General features: G+C 41.1%; 22 protein-coding genes and 1 riboswitch. Of the genes, 11 read left to right on the top strand and 11 right to left on the bottom strand.

Translation table 11 applies throughout. The features are described 5' to 3' along the window. Positions 1-15: 15 nt before the first annotated feature. The 3 genes from NYE65_RS18165 to cysK all read right to left on the bottom strand — a co-directional run bounded on the left by NYE65_RS18165 (position 16) and on the right by cysK (position 5,362). Complete coding sequence (locus NYE65_RS18165; RefSeq protein ID WP_340861407.1) at positions 16-3,036, bottom strand: ATP-binding protein; 3,021 nt, start codon at positions 3,034-3,036, stop codon at positions 16-18. Positions 3,037-3,057: 21 nt separating this feature from the next. Continuing rightward, a complete protein-coding gene (locus NYE65_RS18160; RefSeq protein WP_340862146.1) occupies positions 3,058-4,260 on the bottom strand; it encodes a metallophosphoesterase family protein in 1,203 nt (400 codons plus the stop codon). Positions 4,261-4,438: 178 nt separating this feature from the next. Continuing rightward, entirely contained in the window at positions 4,439-5,362 is a 924-nt protein-coding gene (gene cysK / locus NYE65_RS18155; protein ID WP_340861406.1) for a cysteine synthase A, read from the bottom strand. A gap of 308 nt (positions 5,363-5,670) precedes the next feature. Between cysK and NYE65_RS18150 the strand changes: the two genes are divergently transcribed. Continuing rightward, entirely contained in the window at positions 5,671-5,859 is a 189-nt protein-coding gene (locus tag NYE65_RS18150) for a YhzD family protein (protein WP_328176083.1), read from the top strand. A gap of 97 nt (positions 5,860-5,956) precedes the next feature. Here the strand turns inward: NYE65_RS18150 and NYE65_RS18145 are convergent, their stop codons facing one another. Both NYE65_RS18145 and NYE65_RS18140 read right to left on the bottom strand, forming a co-directional pair. Then, on the bottom strand, positions 5,957-6,754 hold the full coding sequence (locus NYE65_RS18145; protein ID WP_098865885.1) for an enoyl-CoA hydratase: 798 nt from the start codon (positions 6,752-6,754) through the stop codon (positions 5,957-5,959). 93 nt (positions 6,755-6,847) lie between these two features. Next, positions 6,848-8,464 carry a long-chain fatty acid--CoA ligase gene (locus tag NYE65_RS18140; RefSeq protein WP_328176084.1) on the bottom strand — a complete coding sequence of 539 codons (1,617 nt, stop codon included), beginning with the start codon at positions 8,462-8,464 and terminating at the stop codon, positions 6,848-6,850. 529 nt (positions 8,465-8,993) lie between these two features. Here NYE65_RS18140 and NYE65_RS18135 point away from each other — a divergent pair. After that, on the top strand, positions 8,994-9,872 hold the full coding sequence (locus NYE65_RS18135) for a dimethylarginine dimethylaminohydrolase family protein (protein ID WP_328176086.1): 879 nt from the start codon (positions 8,994-8,996) through the stop codon (positions 9,870-9,872). 198 nt (positions 9,873-10,070) lie between these two features. On the opposite strand, the gene NYE65_RS18130 is transcribed toward NYE65_RS18135, so the two are convergent. Next, positions 10,071-10,466 (bottom strand): hypothetical protein, encoded by a 396-nt coding sequence (locus NYE65_RS18130; protein ID WP_340861405.1) that lies wholly within the window; start codon positions 10,464-10,466, stop codon positions 10,071-10,073. A 307-nt stretch (positions 10,467-10,773) separates the two neighbouring features. On the opposite strand from NYE65_RS18130, the gene NYE65_RS18125 reads away from it, so the two are divergent. Beyond that, on the top strand, positions 10,774-11,223 hold the full coding sequence (locus tag NYE65_RS18125; protein ID WP_328176088.1) for a DinB family protein: 450 nt from the start codon (positions 10,774-10,776) through the stop codon (positions 11,221-11,223). A gap of 228 nt (positions 11,224-11,451) precedes the next feature. On the opposite strand, the gene NYE65_RS18120 is transcribed toward NYE65_RS18125, so the two are convergent. From NYE65_RS18120 to NYE65_RS18105, 4 genes are all read right to left on the bottom strand, one after another. Then, positions 11,452-11,724, bottom strand: a complete 273-nt coding sequence (locus tag NYE65_RS18120; RefSeq protein ID WP_223255807.1) for a transcriptional regulator SplA domain-containing protein — start codon at positions 11,722-11,724, stop codon at positions 11,452-11,454. A gap of 114 nt (positions 11,725-11,838) precedes the next feature. Beyond that, complete coding sequence (locus NYE65_RS18115; RefSeq protein WP_057275891.1) at positions 11,839-12,705, bottom strand: Cof-type HAD-IIB family hydrolase; 867 nt, start codon at positions 12,703-12,705, stop codon at positions 11,839-11,841. Between the two features lie 146 nt (positions 12,706-12,851). Then, positions 12,852-13,208 carry a YlbF family regulator gene (locus NYE65_RS18110; protein ID WP_034314741.1) on the bottom strand — a complete coding sequence of 119 codons (357 nt, stop codon included), beginning with the start codon at positions 13,206-13,208 and terminating at the stop codon, positions 12,852-12,854. Between the two features lie 485 nt (positions 13,209-13,693). After that, positions 13,694-13,972 carry a DUF445 family protein gene (locus tag NYE65_RS18105; RefSeq protein WP_340861404.1) on the bottom strand — a complete coding sequence of 93 codons (279 nt, stop codon included), beginning with the start codon at positions 13,970-13,972 and terminating at the stop codon, positions 13,694-13,696. Between the two features lie 191 nt (positions 13,973-14,163). On the opposite strand from NYE65_RS18105, the gene NYE65_RS18100 reads away from it, so the two are divergent. The 6 genes from NYE65_RS18100 (at position 14,164) to NYE65_RS18075 (ending at position 19,715) form a co-directional block, all read left to right on the top strand. Beyond that, a complete protein-coding gene (locus tag NYE65_RS18100; RefSeq protein WP_340861403.1) occupies positions 14,164-15,525 on the top strand; it encodes a YheC/YheD family endospore coat-associated protein in 1,362 nt (453 codons plus the stop codon). Between the two features lie 16 nt (positions 15,526-15,541). Further along, positions 15,542-16,612: a YheC/YheD family endospore coat-associated protein gene (locus tag NYE65_RS18095; protein WP_340861402.1), complete on the top strand. Its 1,071-nt coding sequence runs from the start codon at positions 15,542-15,544 to the stop codon at positions 16,610-16,612. Between the two features lie 3 nt (positions 16,613-16,615). After that, on the top strand, positions 16,616-17,983 hold the full coding sequence (locus tag NYE65_RS18090) for a YheC/YheD family endospore coat-associated protein (protein ID WP_340861401.1): 1,368 nt from the start codon (positions 16,616-16,618) through the stop codon (positions 17,981-17,983). Then, positions 17,980-19,176 (top strand): YheC/YheD family endospore coat-associated protein, encoded by a 1,197-nt coding sequence (locus NYE65_RS18085; protein ID WP_340861400.1) that lies wholly within the window; start codon positions 17,980-17,982, stop codon positions 19,174-19,176. Before NYE65_RS18090 ends, NYE65_RS18085 begins: the two co-directional genes overlap by 4 nt. A gap of 63 nt (positions 19,177-19,239) precedes the next feature. Beyond that, positions 19,240-19,443 carry a YheE family protein gene (locus tag NYE65_RS18080; protein WP_034314751.1) on the top strand — a complete coding sequence of 68 codons (204 nt, stop codon included), beginning with the start codon at positions 19,240-19,242 and terminating at the stop codon, positions 19,441-19,443. Positions 19,444-19,526: 83 nt separating this feature from the next. After that, complete coding sequence (locus NYE65_RS18075; RefSeq protein WP_034314753.1) at positions 19,527-19,715, top strand: hypothetical protein; 189 nt, start codon at positions 19,527-19,529, stop codon at positions 19,713-19,715. A 41-nt stretch (positions 19,716-19,756) separates the two neighbouring features. Here NYE65_RS18075 and NYE65_RS18070 read toward each other — a convergent pair whose 3' ends face one another. Next, positions 19,757-20,602 (bottom strand): MBL fold metallo-hydrolase, encoded by an 846-nt coding sequence (locus NYE65_RS18070; protein ID WP_340861399.1) that lies wholly within the window; start codon positions 20,600-20,602, stop codon positions 19,757-19,759. A gap of 282 nt (positions 20,603-20,884) precedes the next feature. After that, a riboswitch (SAM riboswitch) is annotated at positions 20,885-20,989 on the top strand. Positions 20,990-21,058: 69 nt separating this feature from the next. On the opposite strand from NYE65_RS18070, the gene NYE65_RS18065 reads away from it, so the two are divergent. Together NYE65_RS18065 and NYE65_RS18060 are read left to right on the top strand one after the other, a co-directional pair. Beyond that, positions 21,059-22,075 carry a methionine ABC transporter ATP-binding protein gene (locus tag NYE65_RS18065; RefSeq protein ID WP_340861398.1) on the top strand — a complete coding sequence of 339 codons (1,017 nt, stop codon included), beginning with the start codon at positions 21,059-21,061 and terminating at the stop codon, positions 22,073-22,075. Beyond that, complete coding sequence (locus tag NYE65_RS18060; protein WP_340861397.1) at positions 22,062-22,730, top strand: methionine ABC transporter permease; 669 nt, start codon at positions 22,062-22,064, stop codon at positions 22,728-22,730. Before NYE65_RS18065 ends, NYE65_RS18060 begins: the two co-directional genes overlap by 14 nt. Positions 22,731-22,767: the final 37 nt, after the last annotated feature.

Below are 22,767 nucleotides of genomic sequence, written 5' to 3'. Positions count from 1 at the left end.
ATAGTTTAAGACCCCTTATATTTCGGGGATGATCAAATCATTCATATTTTGGCGCAATACGGGGCTGGATAGACGAATCACTTGATTTTCACTAAAGTGCTCCATTATATATCGGTGGCATGTAAAAAATAAGATTTGCCGCTTTTCCGAAACTTTTTTCAATAACTCAAGCATCCTTTTTGTCCTTTCCGCATCAAAATTGACGAAACTATCATCAATGATGAGAGGGAATGAATCATTTTCAAAAGTATGATCAGCAAGTGCGAGCCTTAAGGAAACATAAATTTGCTCAGCTGTCCCGCGGCTGACCTCTTCAACCCTGAAACTCAAACCATCACTGCGCTGTACCAAAATCCCTTCTCCCGACTGATCAAGGATGATTTTCCGATAGCTTCCATTCGTTAAAAAGGAAAAATGCCGCTCGGCATCAGCGATCACCTTCGGCAGGCGCTCCCTTTTATATCGGTCCAATGTTTTATTCAATAAGCTTTTGGCTATTGCCAATTTCGCCCATTCCTTCGCCTCTTCGTTAAAAGCAGCTTTTTCTTCATGAAAACGATGAAGTAAATCATCATAAATCCCTGAAAATTCAAGCTGTTTTATCTTATGCTTCGCATCCGCCCGCTTCTCTAACAAAAGGGATTTCACCTTTACAGAATCCTTCCGTTTCTGTTCTAAATTCTCAAATGTATAAGTATTGATCCCCTGTTTTAAATAAGATTGGATTTGATCAGGCAGCATTCTGGATTGCCCAATTTGAATGGTAATCAAATCAAGCTGCTTTTGTAAGGTGATTTTCTTTTCGGACAATGCAGCGACATGCCTGAATTCTTCCTCGTCCTTGACCTTCGCTAACTTAAAAAGCATTTCCATTTCTGCATCAAGATAGTCATTTTCCATCGTCAGCTGCTCGATTTCGTTCGTCAAACGACTTCTTTCCTGCATCCATTGCGTTAACTGAACGGAGAATTCAACCGATTTATTCAACTCCCGTTTCAATTGGCCAATCGCTTCCCTCCATGTGGATGTTTCAAAATCAAGGCTATTTGCAAAATGAAATAAAGCCTTTGATTTACCCTCAAATTCTGCCTGGAGAAAATCATGCCTCTTGATTGTTTCATATTTCCTATCAACGGCTTCCTTCCATTTCTCAAGCAGTTCAAATACAGATTCAAGATTAATTTCCATTCCAGGATAAGACAGACCCCAACCACTTAAGATCTTCCTCAATTCTTTATCCAACCGGTCCCTGCTAGCTTCCCAATCGGCATACTCCTGAATCGTCGATTCAAACGCTTCCTCCCTTTCTTCATATTTGAAACTTTCACTTTCAAAGCGCCTTTGGAGACGTTGGTCCAGTTCAAGCAGCCTCCCCATCGACTCTCCTTCACTCCCTTTATTGGTTTCACTCCCAATTGCAGCCCTTTTCCTTTTCATCTCATCCAATTGCCTGATATACCCGGACGATATATCATCACCTTTAAAGAGATACCTGGAAACCGCAAACAGAACAGCTGCGGCTAGAAGTATCACCCCCAACAAAATCTGTTCACTGAAATAACTTCCGATTGCACCTAAACATAGTAGCACTATTAAACTGCCATTCATGATATGTGAACGTTTGTGATTATCCGCTTCCTTCTTCCTCTGTAATCCCAATTGCTTTTCAAGTTCAAGTATTTGTTCATCAAGAATAAGGGATTGTGCTGCTTCAAATTCGATGTTATTCTGCTTGTTGTATAAGGACTCCAGCTCGATTCTTTTTTCATCTGGCAGTAACTGGGCCTTAATCTCCTTCAAGCGGGCTTCTGTCGTTTCCAGACTTCCCTTTTGCAGTTCATATTTCTCATCGAGCTGTTTTTTATCATTTTGGAGCTGATGCTTTTCCCTTTCGGCCCTTTTCACCTTTTCCTTCATGAATGTACTGATATCCAGTTTTCTTATTTGCTCATCAGAAACATCCAAGAATAATTCCTGCTTCACCTTTTCGATATTCTTTTCTTCCAACAGCCTTTCGTGTTCCGCTTTTCTAATATCCAGCTCGAGCTTCTCCAACAATGTTCCTTGATCGATTGCATGTTCAATTTGCTCTTTATGCCCCTTGATGAATGGATTGATTTTGATTTCCGTGAGTTTCCCCTCTAGTTTGTTCATTTTCTCAGTCAATGCAGCAAGTTGGGCTTTCATGGGGATTCCAACTGCCTGTAGCTGTTCAAGTCTTTTTAAGCCATCAACAGGAAAATTCACATCCGGAATTTTACTTATTTCAGCCTCTAGTTCCCCCTGTTCTTCAACCAAGGGTTTAATTCGCAAAAAAGCACTTACGTTAACAAGATTTTCTTCAATCTCTTGAATATTCACCGTGACTTTAGAGAGCTCCTCCTTAAGTTTTGCTTCTTCCTGAAGTAATGCCGTATATGACTGCTGTTCTTCTTCAGATGCTTTCACCTTTTTCTGCAATTCCTTAAGTTCTTTCATTTTCACATTCAGTAAAGGTTTTTGGCCTGATGGCTTGAACCTTGAATCGAGCTCTTTTTGCAATTTCGTTTCGGCTTCAAGTAGTTTATCATTCCCGATCAGCCCGGCTGAAAGCAGATATTTACTCATCGTACCTTCACTTAGTGTATGTAATCCCTGCAGACCTTGAAGGTCGAAAGAAAAAATGGCTTGGTAATAGTTTTTATCAACGCCATGAAGAATCTCATTCAATTCTTCCTCGCCGCCGACCCTTCCATCCTCGAAGGTCAATTTCACATCACCAGTAGCTTTTCCCTTCACACGTTCAATAACGATTTCCCCGTCTTTTTTTGTTATGAGGCTGAGCCTTCCCCCATATTTGGCATGCATTTTGGGCTCGTAACGCGGTTCGATTTGAACCTTTGTCGGAAAACCAAACAGCATACTATGAATGAAAGACATGAGGGTTGACTTGCCCGATTCATTTTCCCCAAAGAAAATCTGCAGCTGTCCCAATTCAGGAAAACGCTGATTTTCCAGTTTGCCGTAACCATAAACATGGAGGTCTTTAATAATCAATTCCGTTGCTCCTCCCTACACTCATTTATTCGCTTCAAAAACGTGCAAAAGCCATCTTTCCGCTTCATCCAACAGTTCCCTCTGCTCATCCGGCTCTATTGAATCAAGAAACCTTCTTGCTCCCTGATGAATGTATAACGGGGCAAGAGCAGCCTCCGTATCATCAAATTCAGAAGCAAGCCTGGATACCTCAGCCAGAAATGGCGATATACTTTCATTAGACCTATTCATAGGAATGGACTGGATGAGTTTGATTTTATACACCCAGACAAATGATTCCCCTTTGTCCCCTTCCTGCAAAATCCGGGTCAATTCTTCAAGATATTCCCCGGAAGCTCCTGCTGCATCACCTGCATCCAGTTTCAACTCCAAAAGAAAGCTTCTCCCATCGAAACCCTTCCGTTCAATTACTTCCTTGCATTGCTTGAACAGGACATCAAATCCACCTTCTGCAGATAATTCAATTGTTTCGCTTTCCCATATCACCTCAGAGGTTTCAATAAAAGAATGGCGTTTCATGCCCCCATCGAATTCTATAAGCATGCACCCTTTGACGCCTGACTCCTTTCTGTTCCTGCCTTGAATATTTCCTGGATATATCACAAGCGGATCTTCCGAAACAACCTGATGTTTATGAATATGGCCTAATGCCCAGTAATCGAAATCTTTGGCAGCAAGTTCCTTCAATGAAAAAGGGGCGTACGGGCTATGTTCGGAATTGCCTTCCAAATTCCCATGAAGCAGACCTATATGATAATCGGCCCCTTCAGCTTTTATGTAGGTTTCGATCATTCTCTCCCTTACTTGACGGCGCGGATAACTGAATCCATAAAGGTGGACAGTCGTCCCATCGATTTTTTCAAATCGTTTCATTTCGGTTTGCCCTGAAAATACGTGGACATTATCCGGCAGCCCCACAGTAATCCATGAGCCGCTAAGGTGATCATGGTTACCATGAATAATATAGGCAGGGATTTGATGTTGCTGGAGTTTTTCCATCTCGGTCCGAAAGCGGACCTGTGTTCGGAGACTCCGATTTTCCCCATCAAATAGATCCCCCGATAACACGATAAAGTCAACCTGACGGGTAATCGCCTCATTAATGATAGTTTGAAAAGCTTTAAACGGACTTTCCCTTAATTCCTTTAATATAGATGACGGCATATCCTTCAACCCTGAAAAGGGACTATCCAGATGGAGATCTGCCGCATGAATGAACTTCACACTGCTCAAAAGTGTCACCTCGATTTCTTTCAATATTTCATATTCAATTTTAACATGAGCAGAACATACTTTCCCATACATTATTATTTTAATACGTCATCATGCAGTATGGGCAAATTCAACAGGAAAAAGACCGAATGGCGAACATTGTTTCATTCACGGCATTCGGTCTTTTTCATCAATTAAAGATATCCATACTTAAATAGCGTTCACCATTATCCGGTGCAATGCATAATACTCGTTTTCCGCTTCCAAGACGACGGGCTTCCTGCAGGGCAGTCCAGACAGAGGCACCTCCTGAAGGCCCAATCAATATCCCTTCCTTCGAAGCCATATCCTTCATGGTGGAAATCGCATCTTCATCAGCCGCTTGAACGATTTCATCAAATACCTCTGTATTTAAGATGCTAGGGATAAAACCAGGGCTCGTACCCACTAACTTGTGGGTACCAGGCTTTCCTCCGGAAAGGACTGGGGAACCCTTAGGCTCGACAACGACAACCCTTAAATTCGGCAGATGTTCTTTCAAGGCTTCACCTGTACCGGTTATCGTTCCTCCCGTTCCAGCAGTAGCGACAAAAACATCCAGGTCTCCATCCATCTGATCCAGAATCTCGACTGCTGTCGTCACTCTGTGAATATCAGGATTGGCTTGGTTTTCGAATTGCTGCGGAATAAAGCTATTAGGAATCTCTGCTGCGAGCTCCTCGGCTTTACGAATGGCTCCCGGCATCCGCTCTGATGCAGGGGTGAGGACAACTTCCGCTCCGTATGCCTTTAATATATTGATTCTTTCTTTCGACATATTATCCGGCATGACCATAATCGCCCGATATCCCTTAGCCGCGGCATTCATGGCAAGCCCAATACCTGTATTCCCTGATGTTGGTTCTATGATCGTAGCCCCGGCTTGAATGATACCATCCAATTCTGCCTGCCTAATTAAATTGAAGGCAGCCCGATCTTTTACACTGCGGCTCGGATTGAAATACTCAAGTTTCACGAATACCTCAGCGTCATCCTCCTCTGTTAAATGATTAATTCTAACAACAGGTGTATCTCCTATCAATTCAGTGATATTATTAACGATTTTTACCGTCATTCAAAAAAACCCCCTTCGATCCATACACTTCCAACATGCACTTTTACTCAAATTTATTATATCATTTATGATTTTTCATTTTAAAGAGAGAATTCCTCTAGTATAAATAGGTTTTGTTTTCATTCTTTCCAAGCTTAAAGGAAAAAAAACGAGAAGTTAGTTCGATAGTTACTTTTTCAAGATATTCATCTATGTATCAATATTCCTTGTCTTAATAGATTCACTCACATAACAATAGTCAAAATTGACAGATAATGATAAAATTTTTATAACAGTTGATAACATTTTTGATAAGGGAGTTTTTGAAAATGAGCAAAATATACAAATTAACCGTTTTTGAACCGTCAGGGGAAAAACTATTGGATGAATCATTTACAGCCGAGAATGATAAACAAGCAAAAGAATTGGGACAAAATCTATTGAAGGAAAAAAACTATCAAGATCAAACACATCGCTGTACATCGCCTTCAGGCGCTTTATTGCTTTTTCATCGCTGATTGAAAATGGAAGCGCAATCACTAAAAATATGATCAAGTATTCCATACTTTCCTTATATAAAAAAGGCCGTCACTAGAAAGTGACGGCCTTTCTTATTCATTTTCCAATGAAGTTCGGTTTCCTTTTTTCCACGAACGCTTTTATTCCCTCTTGGTGATCCGCTGTTTGGCGCATTTTCATCTGAGCAGCTTTTTCAATCTCAAGCATCTTAATTAATAGCGGGCGATTTTTTTCACTAAGGATCTTTTTCGTTTTAATCATGGCCTGCACCGGACTTTGCAGCCAAGATTGCACTTTTTTCTCTACCGCATGTTCCAAGGTTCCGTCTGCCACTTCATGAATGAGGCCCTTTTCTTTTGCTTCAAGCGCTGTAAGCACTTTACCTTCCCAGATCAATTCTTTCGCACCCACTTCACCAAGACGGCGTTCAAGGAAGAAGTGTCCGCCGCCATCAGGGATTAATCCAATCCCGATGAAATTCATCGCAACCTTACTTTCCGAATCGGCAATAAGATGATCCGTTGCAAGAGCAATACTCAACCCTAGCCCTGCAGCTGCACCATGAATGGCACTGATGGTCAATTTAGGCATGAAGTATAGGGTGGTCACCAATTCACTGATTCCATCCATCAGCTCATCGAAAGCGTTTTCTTTTCCAGGCGAGAGCATCATCTTAATGTCACCACCAGCGGAAAACGCTTTCCCATTCCCTTTTAAAATGACGACGTCCACTTCATCATTCTCGCTTACTTCCTTCAGGGCATTAATGAAATCATGCAGCATTTTCGGATTTAGAGAATTCATTGCCTCTGGACGGTTCATTGCAACAGTGGCCGTCCTGTCCGAATATGTGACTAAAACCGTGCCTGCAGATGATGTCGATTCAATACTCAATTTATTTCCTCCTCTTTCGTTCTATGAATCTATTATATATTCATCAACCATTATGAGAATAGGGTGAAAAGTTATAATTAAACAAATATTCCATTATTTATTGATATATTTATCCTGAAGCTGATCACGCAATGCCCTTTTCAAAAACTTCCCAACGCCGGTTTTTGGGATTTCATCCAAAAAGACCACTTCATCCGGCAGCCACCATTTTGCAAACTGCGGTTTTAAAAATTCGATGATGTCTTCCTGGGACACTTGTCCCTTGTATGCCTCCTTCAAGACAACACAGGCGATCGGCCGTTCCTGCCACTTTTCGTGAGGCACTGCAATTACCGCCGCCTCAAAGATTCCTTCATGGGCCATTAAGGCATTCTCTATATCAACGGAAGATATCCATTCACCGCCGCTTTTAATCAAATCTTTAGTCCGGTCAACGATTTTCACGAATCCTTCTCCATCAATCGTGACTACATCTCCTGTATAAAGCCAGCCATCTTTAAACGTATCCCCTGACCGCTCATCCTTAAAATACTCATTGGCAATCCAAGGACCCCTAATCAGCAATTCTCCCATTTCTTTTCCATCAGGCCTCACTTCGCCATCCTTACCGATCACTTTAATTTCTATCATTGGCGAAACAAGGCCCTGCTTGGCCTTCAACTCATAAAGTTCTTCTTCAGGGAGGTCTTCCTGATAGCTTTTGGGTTTCGATATAAATACGAGCGGGCTTGTTTCAGTCATTCCATATGCATGCAGGAATGGTATCCCATACTTTTGTTCAAAGGTTTTAATCATGCTTTTCGGAGCAGCCGACCCTCCGCATAAAACGGCACGAATACTGCTCGTATCATGGCTGCCTTCTTCCAGCTCCTTCAATAAGCCCAGCCATATCGTCGGAACCCCTGCTGCGATAGTAACCTTCTCCGTCTCTATAAGCTCCGCCAAAATTTTTGGGGTGAAATAGGGCCCTGGCAAAACCATCTTCGTTCCAAACCAAACACTGGCAAAAGGCATGCCCCAGGCATTTACGTGAAACATCGGCACGACAGGAAGGGCCACATCACGCTCGCTTATTGCTGTAGAATCGGCAAGCCCCAGTGCAATCGCATGCAGTAAAATTCCGCGATGCGAATAAACCACACCTTTGGGGTTCCCGGTCGTGGCGGACGTATAACATATGCCGGCAGGTGCATTTTCATCCAAGGTTTGGATGAATGGCTGTTTCGGATTTCCTTCGGCTAATAATTTTTCATAATGATAAATAGGTGAAAGGGTCGTTTCAGGCAGCTCATCTTTATCCGTCATAATGATATACCCTTCCACTGTCGTTAACTCATCTTTAATTGCTTCCAAAAGGGGGATGACATCCGGATCTATCAATAATAATCGATCCTCCGCACTATTGACGATATAAGAAACATGTTGAGGGGACAAACGCATATTGATTGTATGTAAGACAGCACCATAACAAGGAATCGCAAAATAAGCTTCTAAATGCCGATGATGATTCCAGGCAAGCGTTCCAATACGGTCACCTGTTTGAATACCGAATTTTTCAAGATTACTGGTCAGCCTTCTTGTACGCTCAGCAATCTCAGCATATGTAAATGTGTGAATGCCACCATCCGTACGCGAAACTACCTCTTTCTTCGGAAAATATTTTTCAGCTCTCTCAATGATTTGAGTCATGATCAATGGAGTATCCATCATTACAATCTCCCCCTTATATTAAAAGCATGCTCATTATATATTCGACCAGAAAAAAAATAATCCTTTTTCCCTAGGTACCTTTTATATTATTTTGAATCTGTCTTTATTTTGATGATATTTTCATATCAGTTTGACGGCAAAAAGCAGATTCAGAAAGGAAGCGGATTTTTGAAATCAACTGGAATGTAATTCAAGAAAAAACGTAGGCCGGACTCATTCCGAAAAAATTTTAGATTAGGTTATTCTTCATGTTTTTTTCTGTACTCCTTAATGGATGGAAGAAATTTGCGACACTCCTGCCGAATTACTGGCTGGCGACCCCAAAGGCGCTTGCGTCGAGGAGGCTTGGCAGACAGTCAGCGGAGCGGATTTCTGAAATCAAGCAGAAACATTTATTAAGAGCGATTTCTGAAAAGTTTTTTTAAATCATCTAAATCTAGTGGTGCAGTTCCATGACAATTTTTTATGTTTCTTTCTAGAAAAAAGAGGAAATAGTAAAGATACAATTATATTTAGAGGGAGCTCATTTATGGTAAATAAAATAAACGAAGAACTAGAAGCTTATTGTGCGAGTGAATATTCAAAGCTATCACGGGTAATTGTTTGTGAACCTCATTATATGGAGATCAGGGAGATCATTAACGAAACACAAAAAGAGTTTCAAGAAGAAAATATCGACCAAGCACTTGCCTTGGAGCAGCACGCACAATTTACAAAGGCTCTAGAACATGAAGGGATTGAGGTCATAAAACTACCGCCTCAATTTACATATCCGGAACAAGTCTTTACGAGAGATATCGGTTTCACTCTTGGCGAAACCGTTTACGTAGCTGAGTTGGCAACAGATATCAGGCAGGGTGAAGAACAAATATTGAAATCCTGGCTTGAAACGAATGGTATTTCATATTTCAACCTCCTCAAAAATCATATTGAGGGCGGGGATGTCCTTATTGACGGAAAAACCATCTATATTGGAATCAGTGAAAGAACGGATGAAACATCCGTCAAGCATCTTCAATCCTTATTACCGGAATACGAGGTCATAGCGGTTCCTTTCATTGAAACATTCCTTCATTTAGACTGTGTTTTCAATATCATATCACCGACAGAGGCGCTTATTTTTCCAGAGTCCTTTACAAAAAAAGAGATGGATTTATTAGCTTCACGTTATGACATGATTGAAGTGACGAAAGAAGAACAATTCACTTTAGGTACCAACGTGCTTTCGATTGGGAATAAAAAATTATTCAGTCTACCCTGTAATAAACAGGTAAATAGTCAGCTTCGTGAACGCGGATATGAAGTCATTGAAGTCGATATAAGCGAAATCATCAAGTCCGGTGGCTCTTTCCGTTGTTGCACCATGCCACTATTGAGGACAACAAAAAAGAAGACTGATTCAGCCTGAGCAGAATGAAAGAAGCCGGACTTGTATGGAAGTCCGGTTTCTTTCACCTTATTGTTGTCAAACATTAATTTTCAATGGAATTTGCGCCCCCCCCTTAAAAAGGCTGGCTGCATTATATAACTCTGATGATAGTCGGGCACATGAGAGTTATATAATGCTTGTCTGGAAGTCTTTGAAAGTAAGGATCTCCTCTATACATCAATTAAGCAGTCTTAATATAATTTCAGAATCCTTTCTATTTAACTGTACATACTGGCTATGTTCATCCTTTGTCAATTCTACAATATTTTCATCCGTATTAACCCAGGCATAATATACGGAAATTTCACCTTCGTTTTTCTGATCATTAAAATAAAAGATGAAGTCCGCCTTAGGATGATCCTTCTCCAGCGCGAATTCTTCCCAATCGGAATTCTTTATTATTTCTTTGGTTTTTTCTGTTTTCCCCAATTCTATCTTTTCTTTATATGCTTCGAATTTGTAGTGTTTACCTTCATATTTTTGAACGGAAATATGTTCTTGCTTTGTTGTGCAACCTGAAGCCAACGTTATTGATAATAAGCAAAGGCCAACAAGGAGCGGTTTCCTTTTCATTACATGTCATCTCCTTATACCCCAATGGATTAATTATCCAATATTTTCATTATACTAGTCCACGCAAAAGAGTAATAGGATTTGTTTGTCGATTTTTTACCCTTTATCCCTTGGGCATATGTCCTTCAATGCATATATTCCGATTATTATTCAACAATTACACCCCTTAAAATGAAATAAATTGTAAATTGATAAGTCCCCCCCTTTTTGAAAAGGCTTATCTAAAATTTGATAATATTGAAATAAACTTGCTATAATTTTCATGAGTAGCGGTATGTAATACAAGATTGAAAGGGGAATGTAAGAGATGAATTATGTTAAAAATCAACTGACAGCCATGCGCAGCAATCTTTTAAAGGAAATTGAGGGAATCGATCCAGAGTTCATGGATGTGCAGCCTGAAGGTTTTAATAATACAATCCATTGGCACATTGGACATGTCCTTACTGCAGCGGAAAAGTTTTTATTGAACTCCAGCAGTAATTTGCCAGAGAGTTACAGCCAGCTATTCGGATATGGTTCAAAACCAGCCAACTGGACCGAAGATGTACCTTCCGTTGAAGTATTAAAGCAACAGTTGCATGAACAACTTGATCGACTTCTTGAAATTCCGGAAGAACGATTGACAGAAAAAACAGCACAGCCTTTCAACGGAATGGAAACAGTGGGAGAATTCATTAATTTTGTAGTCTTGCACGAAACCAATCATATAGGCCAAATTCACGCAATGAAACTATTCATACAATCCAGAAACTGAGATTAAGAAACTGTCACTTTGTTTTTCTTGAAATGGGAGTGGCAGTTATTTAGGACGAAAAATTACAGTTTTGGTGCGTTTGGACATACGTTTGGAGCATATACTCGTGAGTTTTTGGCTTTTACTCGTGAGTTTGCAGCAAATACTCGTGAATAAAATTTAAAAAAGCCCCCGCTTTTTATAGCGTGGGCTTTCGTCTGTTCACCCGTAAAGCTGAGTAAACGCCTCTCAAGTCATCTGGTCCTGGTTATCCATATAATCACTGTATGCTTTTTCCGCTGAGGCTTCCGAAGTGAACAAAGCATCATCATCCTCGATCGTATGAAATGTATCATTCAGAAACAAGGCAACTGCATTGGGATCTTTAGGGTGCGGAACAATCTCCGCTGCCCTGATATTCGAAACTGTAGGGACATGGGGATTATTATAAATCACATACACCTCGTCACCGACCTGCACTTCTTTTGCATTGATTACACCCATTGAATTCTTCCTTTCCATTACTGATTTTCCTTTAGTTTATGGAAAGAAACTTATAATTATTTATGAAAGATGACAGACCTCGCAAGCGGCGTTATCTGAATGGGGCCCCTCCAACAGAAGGAACCCCGCCATTCACTTAAGCATATTCATTTTTTGTAAAAATTCGATCGGATGCTGTTTCCGGAAAAACTCCCTAAGCATATAGGCTACACCATCTTGATCATTGGAGCGCGTCACCCATTTTGCCACTTTCCGTACTTCCTCATCCGCATTGCCCATGGCGACTCCCAGACCAGAACCGGCAATCATCTCCATATCATCCAATCCATCGCCAATCGAGACGATCTCCGTTCTTTTCACCTTTAAATGGTCCGCTAAATACAATACACCACTCCATTTAGATACACCCTTCGGAACGATTGTCAGTTTATGTCCTGGGTGTAAGACTGCATCTACCTCAGGGAACATTTCCTTTATCAATTTCAACATATCATTTCGAGCATTTTTTTCTGGAAATATAATGTCCATCTTCGTCGGGGCCATCGGCTGATCAATAAGCTCTTCACTGATATCATCCACATAATTTTGAGCATAAATATTTTGGTCATTCAAATACATAACCGATTTACCAAGCAAATTCTCCGGGAGGTTCACCCGATTGCCCAGCGAGTATTTTTCATGAATGAGCAATATTTGGCACGTGGTCTTTTCAAGCATTTGCACGAGCTCTGCAGTCAGTTCTTCTGATATTCTTTTTACCATTATCGGCTTTTCCATGGAAGCTCCGACAAAGGCTCCTTGCTGAGCAACGATCATTGGATTTATTTTTAGGGCTTTGGCCACTTTTTTTGCTGAGTGATAGTTTCTTGACGTCACAAGTGCAACATGGACACCTTTTTGGTGAACATAATCTATTGCTTCTTTAGTCGATTTATTTAAACGGCCATTCGACTGGAGCAATGTCCCGTCGATATTGACCGCAAGTAGTCGATATACCATGCTGATCTCCCCCATCTGTAGTATCCTCTTTCAAAATTTATGACTAAAATTTCGAGAATAGAACAAATAGTGGTTCACGACCCTTGCACTTGTGCTTTCAGGGAACAAAAAACCCCCAACCATTATAGAAGGGAGTCTCCAACTGCTTATTGCTGTTGTTCAGGCAAGCCATATAAATCTTCAAGCGGCTTCATGATAATTTTATTGAGGTCTGCGATGACCATGCTCATCCGTTGTTCAGCTTCCATCAATTGTGAAATAGTTGGGTTTTGTTGGACAAGCTGTACCGTCTTTTGTGCTTGCTCAACCTCTTCCGGTGCAATCTCCTGTCCCATCATTTGCTTTTGCTGCAATGACATTTGCAGATTACGGAAGTTTTCAAACATTCCTTTTGTTGCTTCATCAGAATTCACAAGATCATATAAGCGTTGCAAATCGGCATATTCATTACTTGCCCTAATCGCCTTTTCCATTTCATACGCTGCATCATATACGTTACTCATTTATTTCCCCTCCCGGTAATCATTGTATTCCTACACCTTTTCCACTATAACAAATCCGATTGAGAATTACACGTCATCCTATTAAAACAGTTACGAAACCTTGAAATAAACCGATGATTCCACCAACATCACTGACAATATATCAATCGTTCTCGATTGTTCAAAAAATTTAATGCGGCTGAATCTTATCAATTAACTTTTCGTTTCCAATGAACAGCTGAATTAAATTGATCAGCTTGCCCGTTCCTTGAAAAAATCATCCAACATGTCTTCAAGATGGCGTTTGCCTTCCGCACTGTAAAATATTCTTTTCCCTTTTTCACGATGAAATGTGACAAAGCAGGAATCGAGTCGAGGGCTTTTTGCTGAAGGTGCGGGGGGGACGATATCTTTCAGCTCTTGCTCATGTTCTCTTCCGACCATATTTCATATTTACCGAGAATGAATGTTTGTAACCGCTGTTCTAGCGTTAAATGAAGAATTCTTCATTCCCAATTGATCAAGCAATTGAGCAGTACTTTTTGTGTGGACAATGCTTTCTTTACTTCTGCCTGGACGAAAATTTTCATATTCTGTATAGAGGCATCATTGATGACTTTACTTTGAATGCTCCCTGGTGTGATTAAATGATCGACCACCAATTTGCCTAATTGTTTAGCTAACTCATCCTGCCGCTTCGGAATCAACCCTGGTGCTTCCCAAAGTATGGATTGGCTTATACGGTCTGAATAGCATTCTGATAGCCAATAAATTAGTGAAGCCACCTATTACTGCAACAACGACGACCATAAACAGTATCTTTACCCAAAACTCACCCATGAAATTTCTTCTTTTATTGCTTGAAATAAAGGCTTGATGACACCTTCTAATTAAAAAATCATAGAATGTGTTATCCACATTTGCCCATCATTTAATTATTAAAGGATATCAAACTTAGTGCAAACGGGGAATTATTATGAACCTTGACCATCAGAAAGTTTACATTACGGTAAATCCCGCAGAGACTAGAAAGAAGGCGCTATTGTTTATCGAAGAAAAATTATTTGAGGAATGGGACCTTCAATTTGGAGAACCCGTAACGATAATGGCTGGATGCCGTTCCGTCCCGGTACTTGTCCAGCCATTCCCGTCATCCCAGCCTACATTGAAACTTTCATATGATATGAACCAAATTTTATCCTTACCCGTTTTTTCCGATCCAATCTCCGTCTCATACCATGCGGATGAAAGGTCAATTAAAATAGGCCCATTCTTCGCTTCACTCATGAACCAGACTCCCTTGCAAGACGGGACATTCGGCGAGATGGAAAAATTTTATCAGGAAATGAAATCATATTGTAATCAGCAAGGCAACCCCTTCTATTTAGTTAAACTACAGTCTCTTCAAGATGGGGTTGTGGAAGGCTACCTGCCAGGGCAAGGTGGCTGGAAAGCCTTGCCCCTCCCCATCCCTGATGTATTTTATAACCGGATACATTCGCGCAAACTTGAGCAATCGCCTTCTTTCAAGCTGTTTAAAACTGAACTGGAGGAACGGTCGATTCCGATGTTCAACGGAAGGTTCCTCTCCAAACATGATGTACACGAACTACTGATCTTAGAGGATGAGCTATTGCCAAATTTGCCAGAGACGATATTGTTTAACGAAAAGGAACCTTTCTTGACATTTATAGAAAAGCATTCGGTAATCTACTTTAAACCCGCATCGGGCAGCCAAGGCAGGAATATTTGCAGATTAACGCAAGTAGCTGGAAAATGGAAAATCGAGCAATCCGGACATCTCCAGAATGTACATTTTGCTGATACGGATGAAAAGTTGTTTGAAACCTTAAAAAATTTTTCCAGAAAACGATCTTTCATTCTTCAAAAAGGGATTTCCCTATTCGAAACCGATCAGAGAAAGGTTGATTTCCGCATACTGCTTCATCGGAACGAACAGCTTGAATGGAAAGTTACATCAATGGTTGCCCGGATTGGGGATCCTGGTACTATTGTTTCCAATCTTGCACAAGGCGGAGTGATGAAAAATGGGCCGGATTTTCTAAAAGAAGCATTTGAACTTCAGGACGCCAGCCGCATATATCAAAAGCTTGTACGCTTGGCTAAAAACACTGCGGAGGCCTTAGTCGAGAACCTTGACGATTCATTCGGTGAGCTAGGGATCGATTTAGCACTGGATACCGATACCCATCCATGGATCATCGAAGTGAATTCAAAACCTTCGAAAAAATTTCAAGGCAACTATGAAACCTTTCGTCCATCAGTAAAATCAATCATAGATTTCATGCTTGCCCTTAACCGCGAAAACCATCCATAAAAGGAGTTGCTAGCACGTGTTAATAGGATTAATGGCCGCGTCGGATACTCATGAAAACAACTACTTCACCGAAATAGCCAAAACCGCTGAATCATTTAATATGAAAGTTTGCAAATTCTCACCGGAAAATATTGATATGGATTTGAAAAAAGTGAGGGGCGAGCGTTTTGATGCCGAGAACGAAACTTGGATCGCCACATCTTTTGATTTACCTGATTTTGTATATGATCGCTGTTTTCACGGTTTAGTCCGTGAATCAACGGAAACGCGACACAAAATCGAGTGGTTAAAAGATAACTCGAATTTCTTAGGACTGGGCCTTCCTGGTAAGTGGGAAGTGTACCAAATCCTAAAAAACCATCCACACCTACAGGCATTTTTTCCAGAAACCGTACAAGTGACGACACCTGAAGATATTATAGGACATTTGGAACGCCTGGATAAAATCATCATCAAACCTGAATTCGGTGCAGGCGGTACAGGAATCTATCTCCTTTCAAAAACCGAAGACGGGACTCTGGTTTCCATGACGAAAAAGGGCACCAAATATGACCGCCCATTCTCCTCCAAATCTCAGCTTAACAAATGGCTGCAGCATTTATTAAATCGATACCGTTATCTTTGCCAGCCATATTTAGAACTTTGCACCCAAAATAATGAGCCATTCGATTTACGGATTTTACTTCAAAAAAACAAGAAGAATCAATGGATGGAACGGGGCCGCGGAATTCGTACGGGACAAAAAGACGGAATTACTTCAAATCTTGCCACAGGCGGGGAAGCCATTTCATTGGATACCTTCAACAAAAGAAACCCGGAAACGATTTCGATTGCTGTCGAACAAAAGATTCATCATATCCTTCGCACCCTGCCCGTTGAAACCGAAGCTGTCTTTGAAAGATTATTCGAGTTGGGAATTGATCTAGGCATCGATAAAAAAGGCCAAATATGGATAATGGACATTAACTCGAAGCCTGGTAGGAAAATCATTCAGGCACTACAGCCGGAGACCATGAAAGATATTCATCGAGCACCGTTTCAGTATAGCCAGTATTTAGCCGAACAGCTTCAGAAAGCAGGTGAATAGGAAGTGAGAAAGACTTATCCTGCCGAAATTGCCGCTATCCCTGGCAATGTTCTCTACTACCCTTCAGAGCTTGGAGATTTGGCAGAGATTGAATTAATTTATTTCGGACGGCATTCATGTCCTGCCATCGTCAAACAAAACCCGGCCGTCAATCAAACAATGGTACTATCGAAAAGTCTTGCGGAATCTCTACTATTCGATCATACCGATATTCCCCTTCATTTATTCATATACGGCAAGAGCATCCATATCGGACCGCTTGTCGGAATCTTTTCCTCAGGCTTCACGGGCCTTTCAAACAAACCTTTAGGGGAGAGATCTGAATTTTTCGCAAAGCTCCTTTCGCTTAGCAAGACCACAGGCTGTATTCCCTTTGTTTTTGGAGAGAATGTAATCAATTGGGATGAGGAGACAATCAAAGGCTATGTATTTGATAAAGATGACTGGAACATTTATGAATTTCCTTTTCCTAATGTCATCTATGATCGGCTACCAAATCGGTTGACGGAAAACCGTGATGGACCTAAAGAAGTGAAGCAGAAATTCCAAAAAATATATACCATACCATGGTATAACCCCGGATTTTTCAATAAATGGGATGTAAATGAAAGGTTATGTGCAGATGAGCGGGCACTGCCTTATTTGCCGGAAACGTATCCATTTCAATCCATATCCGTGGTGGAAACCCTTCTTTCCCATTACCGGCAAGTTTATATAAAGCCCATTCACGGCAGCCTCGGTCTAGGGATTCACCAAATTCTTTATGATAAGCATGAGAATGTTTACTATTGCCGCTATACAAACGAAGCAAAAGAAAATAAACTGCAACGGTTTTCGACATTGGAATCCATCGTTAAACACATTTTTCACGACCGCCCGCTCGAGAATCTGATCGTGCAGCAGGGCATCCCATTAATTCGATCTGAAAAACGTCCAGTGGATTTCCGGGTCCATACGAACAAGGATAGTAATGGAAAATGGCAGGTGACCGCGATTGCCGCAAAAATCGCCGGCGCCGGCAGCGTCACGACCCATATTAAAAGCGGGGGTGTCATCAAAACGGTTGCCGAACTGTTTGGAGATGACGATGAGGCGACAGAAGTCGAACGAAAGCTATCGGAAGCCGCACTGATTTTAAGTGACAGTATAGAAAAGAACTTGGACGGCATCATCGCAGAAATAGGATTCGATTTTGGATTGGATAAAAAAGGGCAGGTTTGGATGTTTGAAGCCAATTCCAAGCCTGGACGTTCCATATTTTCCCATCCAAAACTCAAGGATTTCGAATTGCTGACCAGAAAGCTAAGCCTTGATTATGCCATTTATCTTACGGAACAGACGATTACAAAATCAATCAGAGTGCCGCAATGAACATTTTTTATGATATCCCCACTGAAAATTGGCACCACACTCATGAGAATGCGGAACTTTTCGCCGGCTCTGCCGAAGAAGAAATCAGCTATAAAAAGAACCATTCGAATCAACCTCTAATTCCAATCACAATATTTCCGGGTAACCGGATGCTTACCGTCGGAATTTTAACTGTTTCCAATCCCAAAAAGGAATCAGGTTTGGGTGGAAACCTGACCCTTTTTCGGGACTTATCATTATATTTATTGAAACATGGAATATTGGCGTATGTATTCACAAGAAATGCCCTTCATTCCGAGTCGATGAAAGGGTATCTTTTTTCCTCCATTTCAAACAAGTGGATTGAATGTAAAGTGCCCTTCCCTGACATCGTCTATAACCGTATCCCCTGGAGGAGCTATGAGGCGTCAGAGGAATTCCAACATCTTATCACACATTTTAAAGATAACCGAATGACTCTATTCAACCCCTGTTTTATAGATAAATATGTGATGTTCGAAGCATTAACTGAAGATGGATCCCTCACCAACCACCTTCCGCCCACCATGGTCTTACGAAACAGCAATTGCCTTGATTCTTTCCTGGAGACATACAGGCATATATACCTTAAGCCATGCAAAGGAAGCCAAGGGAAGGGCATTTATACCATTATCAAAAAAGATGATGATACCCTATTGTTCAATAGCTTAAAGCATAGTGAGTCCTTCCCTGATTTTGCGTCCTTCTGGGATACAAAAAAAAGGGATTTATTAAAAAGGAGTTATCTTGCTCAACAGGCGATCATACCAAAAAAACTCTTTGGACATCGTTATGATTACCGGATTCTCGTCCATTATGAAAAAGGTTTTTATAAAGTGACCGGCAAAGCGGTAAGGATGTCGCAAACCCAGGAAATCACCACCCACACTCCCCGAGGCGGAAAGCTTTTTCCTTATCAGGACCTTAAATCAAAAAAACTGGATCTGAAATTAGCGAATGTCGCCCAAAAATGCGGAGAGATACTTTCAAAAAAGATCGGGTTTCTCGGAGAGTTTTCCATTGATATAGGGGAAGACGAATCGGGCTCGCTTTTCATATACGAAGTGAACTCAAAGCCGATGCAATTCGATGAAGAAGAAATTGAAACAAACAGGCTTTTGCATTTAAAAAATCTTTTCATTGAATTAACTTTTTCCAACCTGAAAAGAAAATAACACCTCCAGCTGCCGTTTTCCATTATAATCGAATGAGAAACAGTATATATGGAGGTAATACATATGATCACTCATTTTCAATGGGAACCATTGCATAAGAATCTGCCAGGATGGAAAATTTCCTTTTATTTCAACAAGCAGGCAGTCAAAGCCTTATATCACAAAGATGGATCCATCGAGTGGACAGCCAATCCGCCTTCCGAAACAGATGAAACCAAACTCAAAAGCATGATACATGATTTAATGATCTTCCATGTTTATGAATGAAGCCCCTTTACATTCATGAAATCTAAACAGAATAAAAAAAACTCCTTTGCCTAAACTAAAGAAAAGGCTAGGAGGGATTTCTTTTGGATAAAGAAAAAATGACATTTTTGAAGGATACCGAATATGATGGCAAGGACTCCGTTTACCTGGATATCGACCGTATCATCAATGAAGGAATGGCGGGCGGAAATGTGTATGAAGTCGCTAACCTTCAGAACATCGAAGAAGCACATGATTTTTATGATGAAACAGATCCCAATGTCAATAAATGAATAATGTGGGCTCTCTTATGGAGAGCTCTCTTTTATATCAGTCAGACCGTTAAACGGATAGCATTCAAATAGTCCCATTCTCCCTTGCACTTAAAATATTTTCGTTTAATATCGATGTAATGATATGCTCTGAATCCTTCATGCCCAGATATCTCGATAAGGGGATAGCGATTCGGTAAAACGACCTGCTGGATTTCATGAACGGTCAGCCCTTGAGAATGCAAGCGTAAAATTTCCCCTTGGAGATTTTCCAGATAATCCAGTTTTTTTCGAAACATCTCCTTCCCATCAGGGACATGCCCAGCATGACAGCAAAACACTTCCCCGAAGTCATAATGAAGCAATCTTTTTATGGAATCGATGATCACCGGGACGGACTCTTCCCGTAAGACAAGTTTTGTTTTTGGGGTTACGAAAAGGTCTCCTGAAAAGAGCACGCCATTATTGTGATTCAAATACACCATATGGTCCTTTGCATGACCTGGGGTAAAAATCGGCTCCCACGTTTGAGTACGGGAATGAATGGCCTTCCCCAGAGGCTCAGCTTTAAAGGCGTCTCTCTTTCCCCAGAAAATTTTGCGGTATTCAGGATATTCAGCATCCTTTGCACAAACCTCAATCGACATCGGGTGAATGAAAAGAGGGACCTTTTTATGTTCCTGTATCCAGGCAGCCCCCCCTGTATGGTCTTCATGATAGTGAGTCAGGGCCACTGAGTCGAAGTCTGCGGATTCATAGAATGGAATAAGCTCTTCCAATAAAATCTGTGCGCCAGTATCTATCAATAGGCCATCCGTTAAAAAGACATACACACTCATCCCCGCCTTGTTCCCACCAGGAGTCCCATGCACGCAAACCACATCATTTATCGTCTTGATCTCTATCATTCGGTTTCCTCCCCATCATTGTATAAATATAGTTTCATCTTCCTTTTTTTAACTTTCTATAATAAATGTAGTACCACTTTACCTTTTTGACAAGGAAATATTGGAATGAATAGCCTCGATGAAAATGCTGGATTATTGCATAATAGCCCATTTTCCATGAATCGTTTTAACGGACTGTACCAGATTTAATGACAAAAAAATAAAAGTAACGATTGACAATGCCGGATTTTACAAATAATATAGATTATATTATAAAACTTGAAATATTCTAAAATAATAATTTACTTATCAAGAGTGACGGAGGGATCAGGCCCTGTGATGTCCGGCAACCGCCCTTAGGGAACGGTGCCAATTCCTGCAGAATGATTGCATTCTGAAAGATAAGCCGAGATATGATTTCGCTGCCTCTTTCTGAATGATAGAGGCAGCTTTTTTAATGTTTAAGGGGGAAAGCTCATGATTGAAATCCGTTCAGTCCGAAAGGAATACGTCTCGAAGAAAAACCGAGTTATCGGAGTGGATAACATATCTTTAACCATTCAAACTGGTGAAATATATGGAATTGTCGGCTACAGCGGAGCTGGAAAAAGCTCATTGCTCCGCTGCTTGAATTTGCTTGAACGTCCGACAGGTGGAAATATCATTATCGACGGCATTGATTTAACCTCTTTATCTAGCAAAGAGCTTCGTAAACAACGGCAAAAAATCGGAATGATATTCCAGCACTTTTCCCTGGTCAGTTCAAAAACCGTTTATGAAAATGTCGCGTTCGCCTTAAGGGCCGCGCATCGATCGAAGGACGCGACTAAGTTACGTGTATTGGAATTGTTGGAAATAGTAGGGCTCAGCGATAAGAAAGATGTCTATCCTGCACAGCTTAGCGGTGGACAGAAGCAACGGGTCGGCATAGCTCGCGCGTTAGCAAATGAACCCACTGTACTATTATGTGATGAAGCGACTTCAGCCCTTGATCCAACCACTACAAAAGCGATTTTACAGTTATTGAAAAAGATAAGCAGTGAGCTTGGTATCACCATCGTGTTGATTACACATGAAATGGAAGTGGTCAAAGAACTATGCCACCGAGTCGCCGTGATGCAGGATGGCCGGGTAATTGAAGAAGGACCCGTTTATGAAATATTTTCACAGCCCAAACAGGAGTTAACGAAGCAATTCATTAGCAGTGTACTGGATTTCGAACTCCCTTCGCACTTGATTGAAGAAAGTGAAGGTACGATTATTAAGATCCAATTCGAAGGGCAAACCGCCGGTGAATCGATTCTTTCGGATACTCTCCAATCCCATGCAGTAAAGGGAAATATTTTACACGGTAAAATTGAGTATATCCAGGATGTTCCTTTAGGCATTTTAATCATCGAGTTAATTGGCGATGCCGGCCAAATTCATTCGGCATTGGAATATATAAAAGATCGTTCCAGTTCTGTGGAGGTGTTAAAACATGTCACTGCTTAATCCCATCGTCAATATTTTACCTGATCTTAATAAAGCCTTTCTTGAAACGATTTATATGGTCGGCGTTTCTCTTGCAGTAGCCCTGCTGATCGGTTTACCGCTTGGAGTATTGCTATTTACAACAACCAGGAATTTATTTTTTGAAAATGGCATCGTGAATCGATCTCTCGGTTTCGCAGTCAATATTGTCCGTTCAATCCCGTTCATCATTCTCTTGGTCGCCCTCCTTCCTTTAACGGACCTACTTACAGGATCGACGATAGGGCCAAGAGCAGCTTCTGTTTCCCTGTCCGTATCCGCAATACCTTTTTTTGCAAGGATTGTTGAAACGGCATTACGTGAAATAGACAGAGGAGTGATTGAAGCTGCAATTGCCGTAGGTGCCACCCCATGGATGATCATTAAGGAGGTACTTCTTCCAGAGGCAAAACCGGGAATCATTCAAGGACTGACATTAACGACCATTTCGCTAATCGGTTACTCAGCAATGGCTGGGACAATCGGCGGTGGCGGAATTGGCGACCTGGCCATCCGGTACGGATATTACCGATATGACAACACAGTCATGATCACGACGATCGTCGTGCTGATCTGCCTTGTGCAACTCATTCAAATGGTTGGTGACAAAGTTTCATACATAGTTAACAAGCGATAGGTTCAATCACTTTTTTTAATGACTCAATACATTTCAT

Origin of the sequence: Peribacillus sp. FSL R5-0717 (genome assembly GCF_038002945.1) — a bacterium.
Taxonomy (GTDB): Bacteria; Bacillota; Bacilli; order Bacillales; family DSM-1321; genus Peribacillus; species Peribacillus frigoritolerans.
This window is presented reverse-complemented; position numbering and strand designations above follow the sequence as displayed.

What these genes read in the sequence shown, in the direction of transcription:
- NYE65_RS18080 (WP_034314751.1), top strand. Translation starts at nt 19,240, where the DNA reads ATGATCACTCATTTTCAATGGGAACCATTGCATAAGAATCTGCCAGGA.
- NYE65_RS18100 (WP_340861403.1), top strand. Translation starts at nt 14,164, where the DNA reads ATGAACCTTGACCATCAGAAAGTTTACATTACGGTAAATCCCGCAGAG.
- NYE65_RS18065 (WP_340861398.1), top strand. Translation starts at nt 21,059, where the DNA reads ATGATTGAAATCCGTTCAGTCCGAAAGGAATACGTCTCGAAGAAAAAC.
- NYE65_RS18085 (WP_340861400.1), top strand. Translation starts at nt 17,980, where the DNA reads ATGAACATTTTTTATGATATCCCCACTGAAAATTGGCACCACACTCAT.
- NYE65_RS18140 (WP_328176084.1), bottom strand. Translation starts at nt 8,464, where the DNA reads ATGATGGATACTCCATTGATCATGACTCAAATCATTGAGAGAGCTGAA.
- NYE65_RS18120 (WP_223255807.1), bottom strand. Translation starts at nt 11,724, where the DNA reads ATGGAAAGGAAGAATTCAATGGGTGTAATCAATGCAAAAGAAGTGCAG.
- cysK (WP_340861406.1), bottom strand. Translation starts at nt 5,362, where the DNA reads ATGACGGTAAAAATCGTTAATAATATCACTGAATTGATAGGAGATACA.
- NYE65_RS18110 (WP_034314741.1), bottom strand. Translation starts at nt 13,208, where the DNA reads ATGAGTAACGTATATGATGCAGCGTATGAAATGGAAAAGGCGATTAGG.
- NYE65_RS18060 (WP_340861397.1), top strand. Translation starts at nt 22,062, where the DNA reads ATGTCACTGCTTAATCCCATCGTCAATATTTTACCTGATCTTAATAAA.
- NYE65_RS18135 (WP_328176086.1), top strand. Translation starts at nt 8,994, where the DNA reads ATGGTAAATAAAATAAACGAAGAACTAGAAGCTTATTGTGCGAGTGAA.
- NYE65_RS18070 (WP_340861399.1), bottom strand. Translation starts at nt 20,602, where the DNA reads ATGATAGAGATCAAGACGATAAATGATGTGGTTTGCGTGCATGGGACT.
- NYE65_RS18115 (WP_057275891.1), bottom strand. Translation starts at nt 12,705, where the DNA reads ATGGTATATCGACTACTTGCGGTCAATATCGACGGGACATTGCTCCAG.
- NYE65_RS18150 (WP_328176083.1), top strand. Translation starts at nt 5,671, where the DNA reads ATGAGCAAAATATACAAATTAACCGTTTTTGAACCGTCAGGGGAAAAA.
- NYE65_RS18130 (WP_340861405.1), bottom strand. Translation starts at nt 10,466, where the DNA reads ATGAAAAGGAAACCGCTCCTTGTTGGCCTTTGCTTATTATCAATAACG.
- NYE65_RS18125 (WP_328176088.1), top strand. Translation starts at nt 10,774, where the DNA reads ATGAATTATGTTAAAAATCAACTGACAGCCATGCGCAGCAATCTTTTA.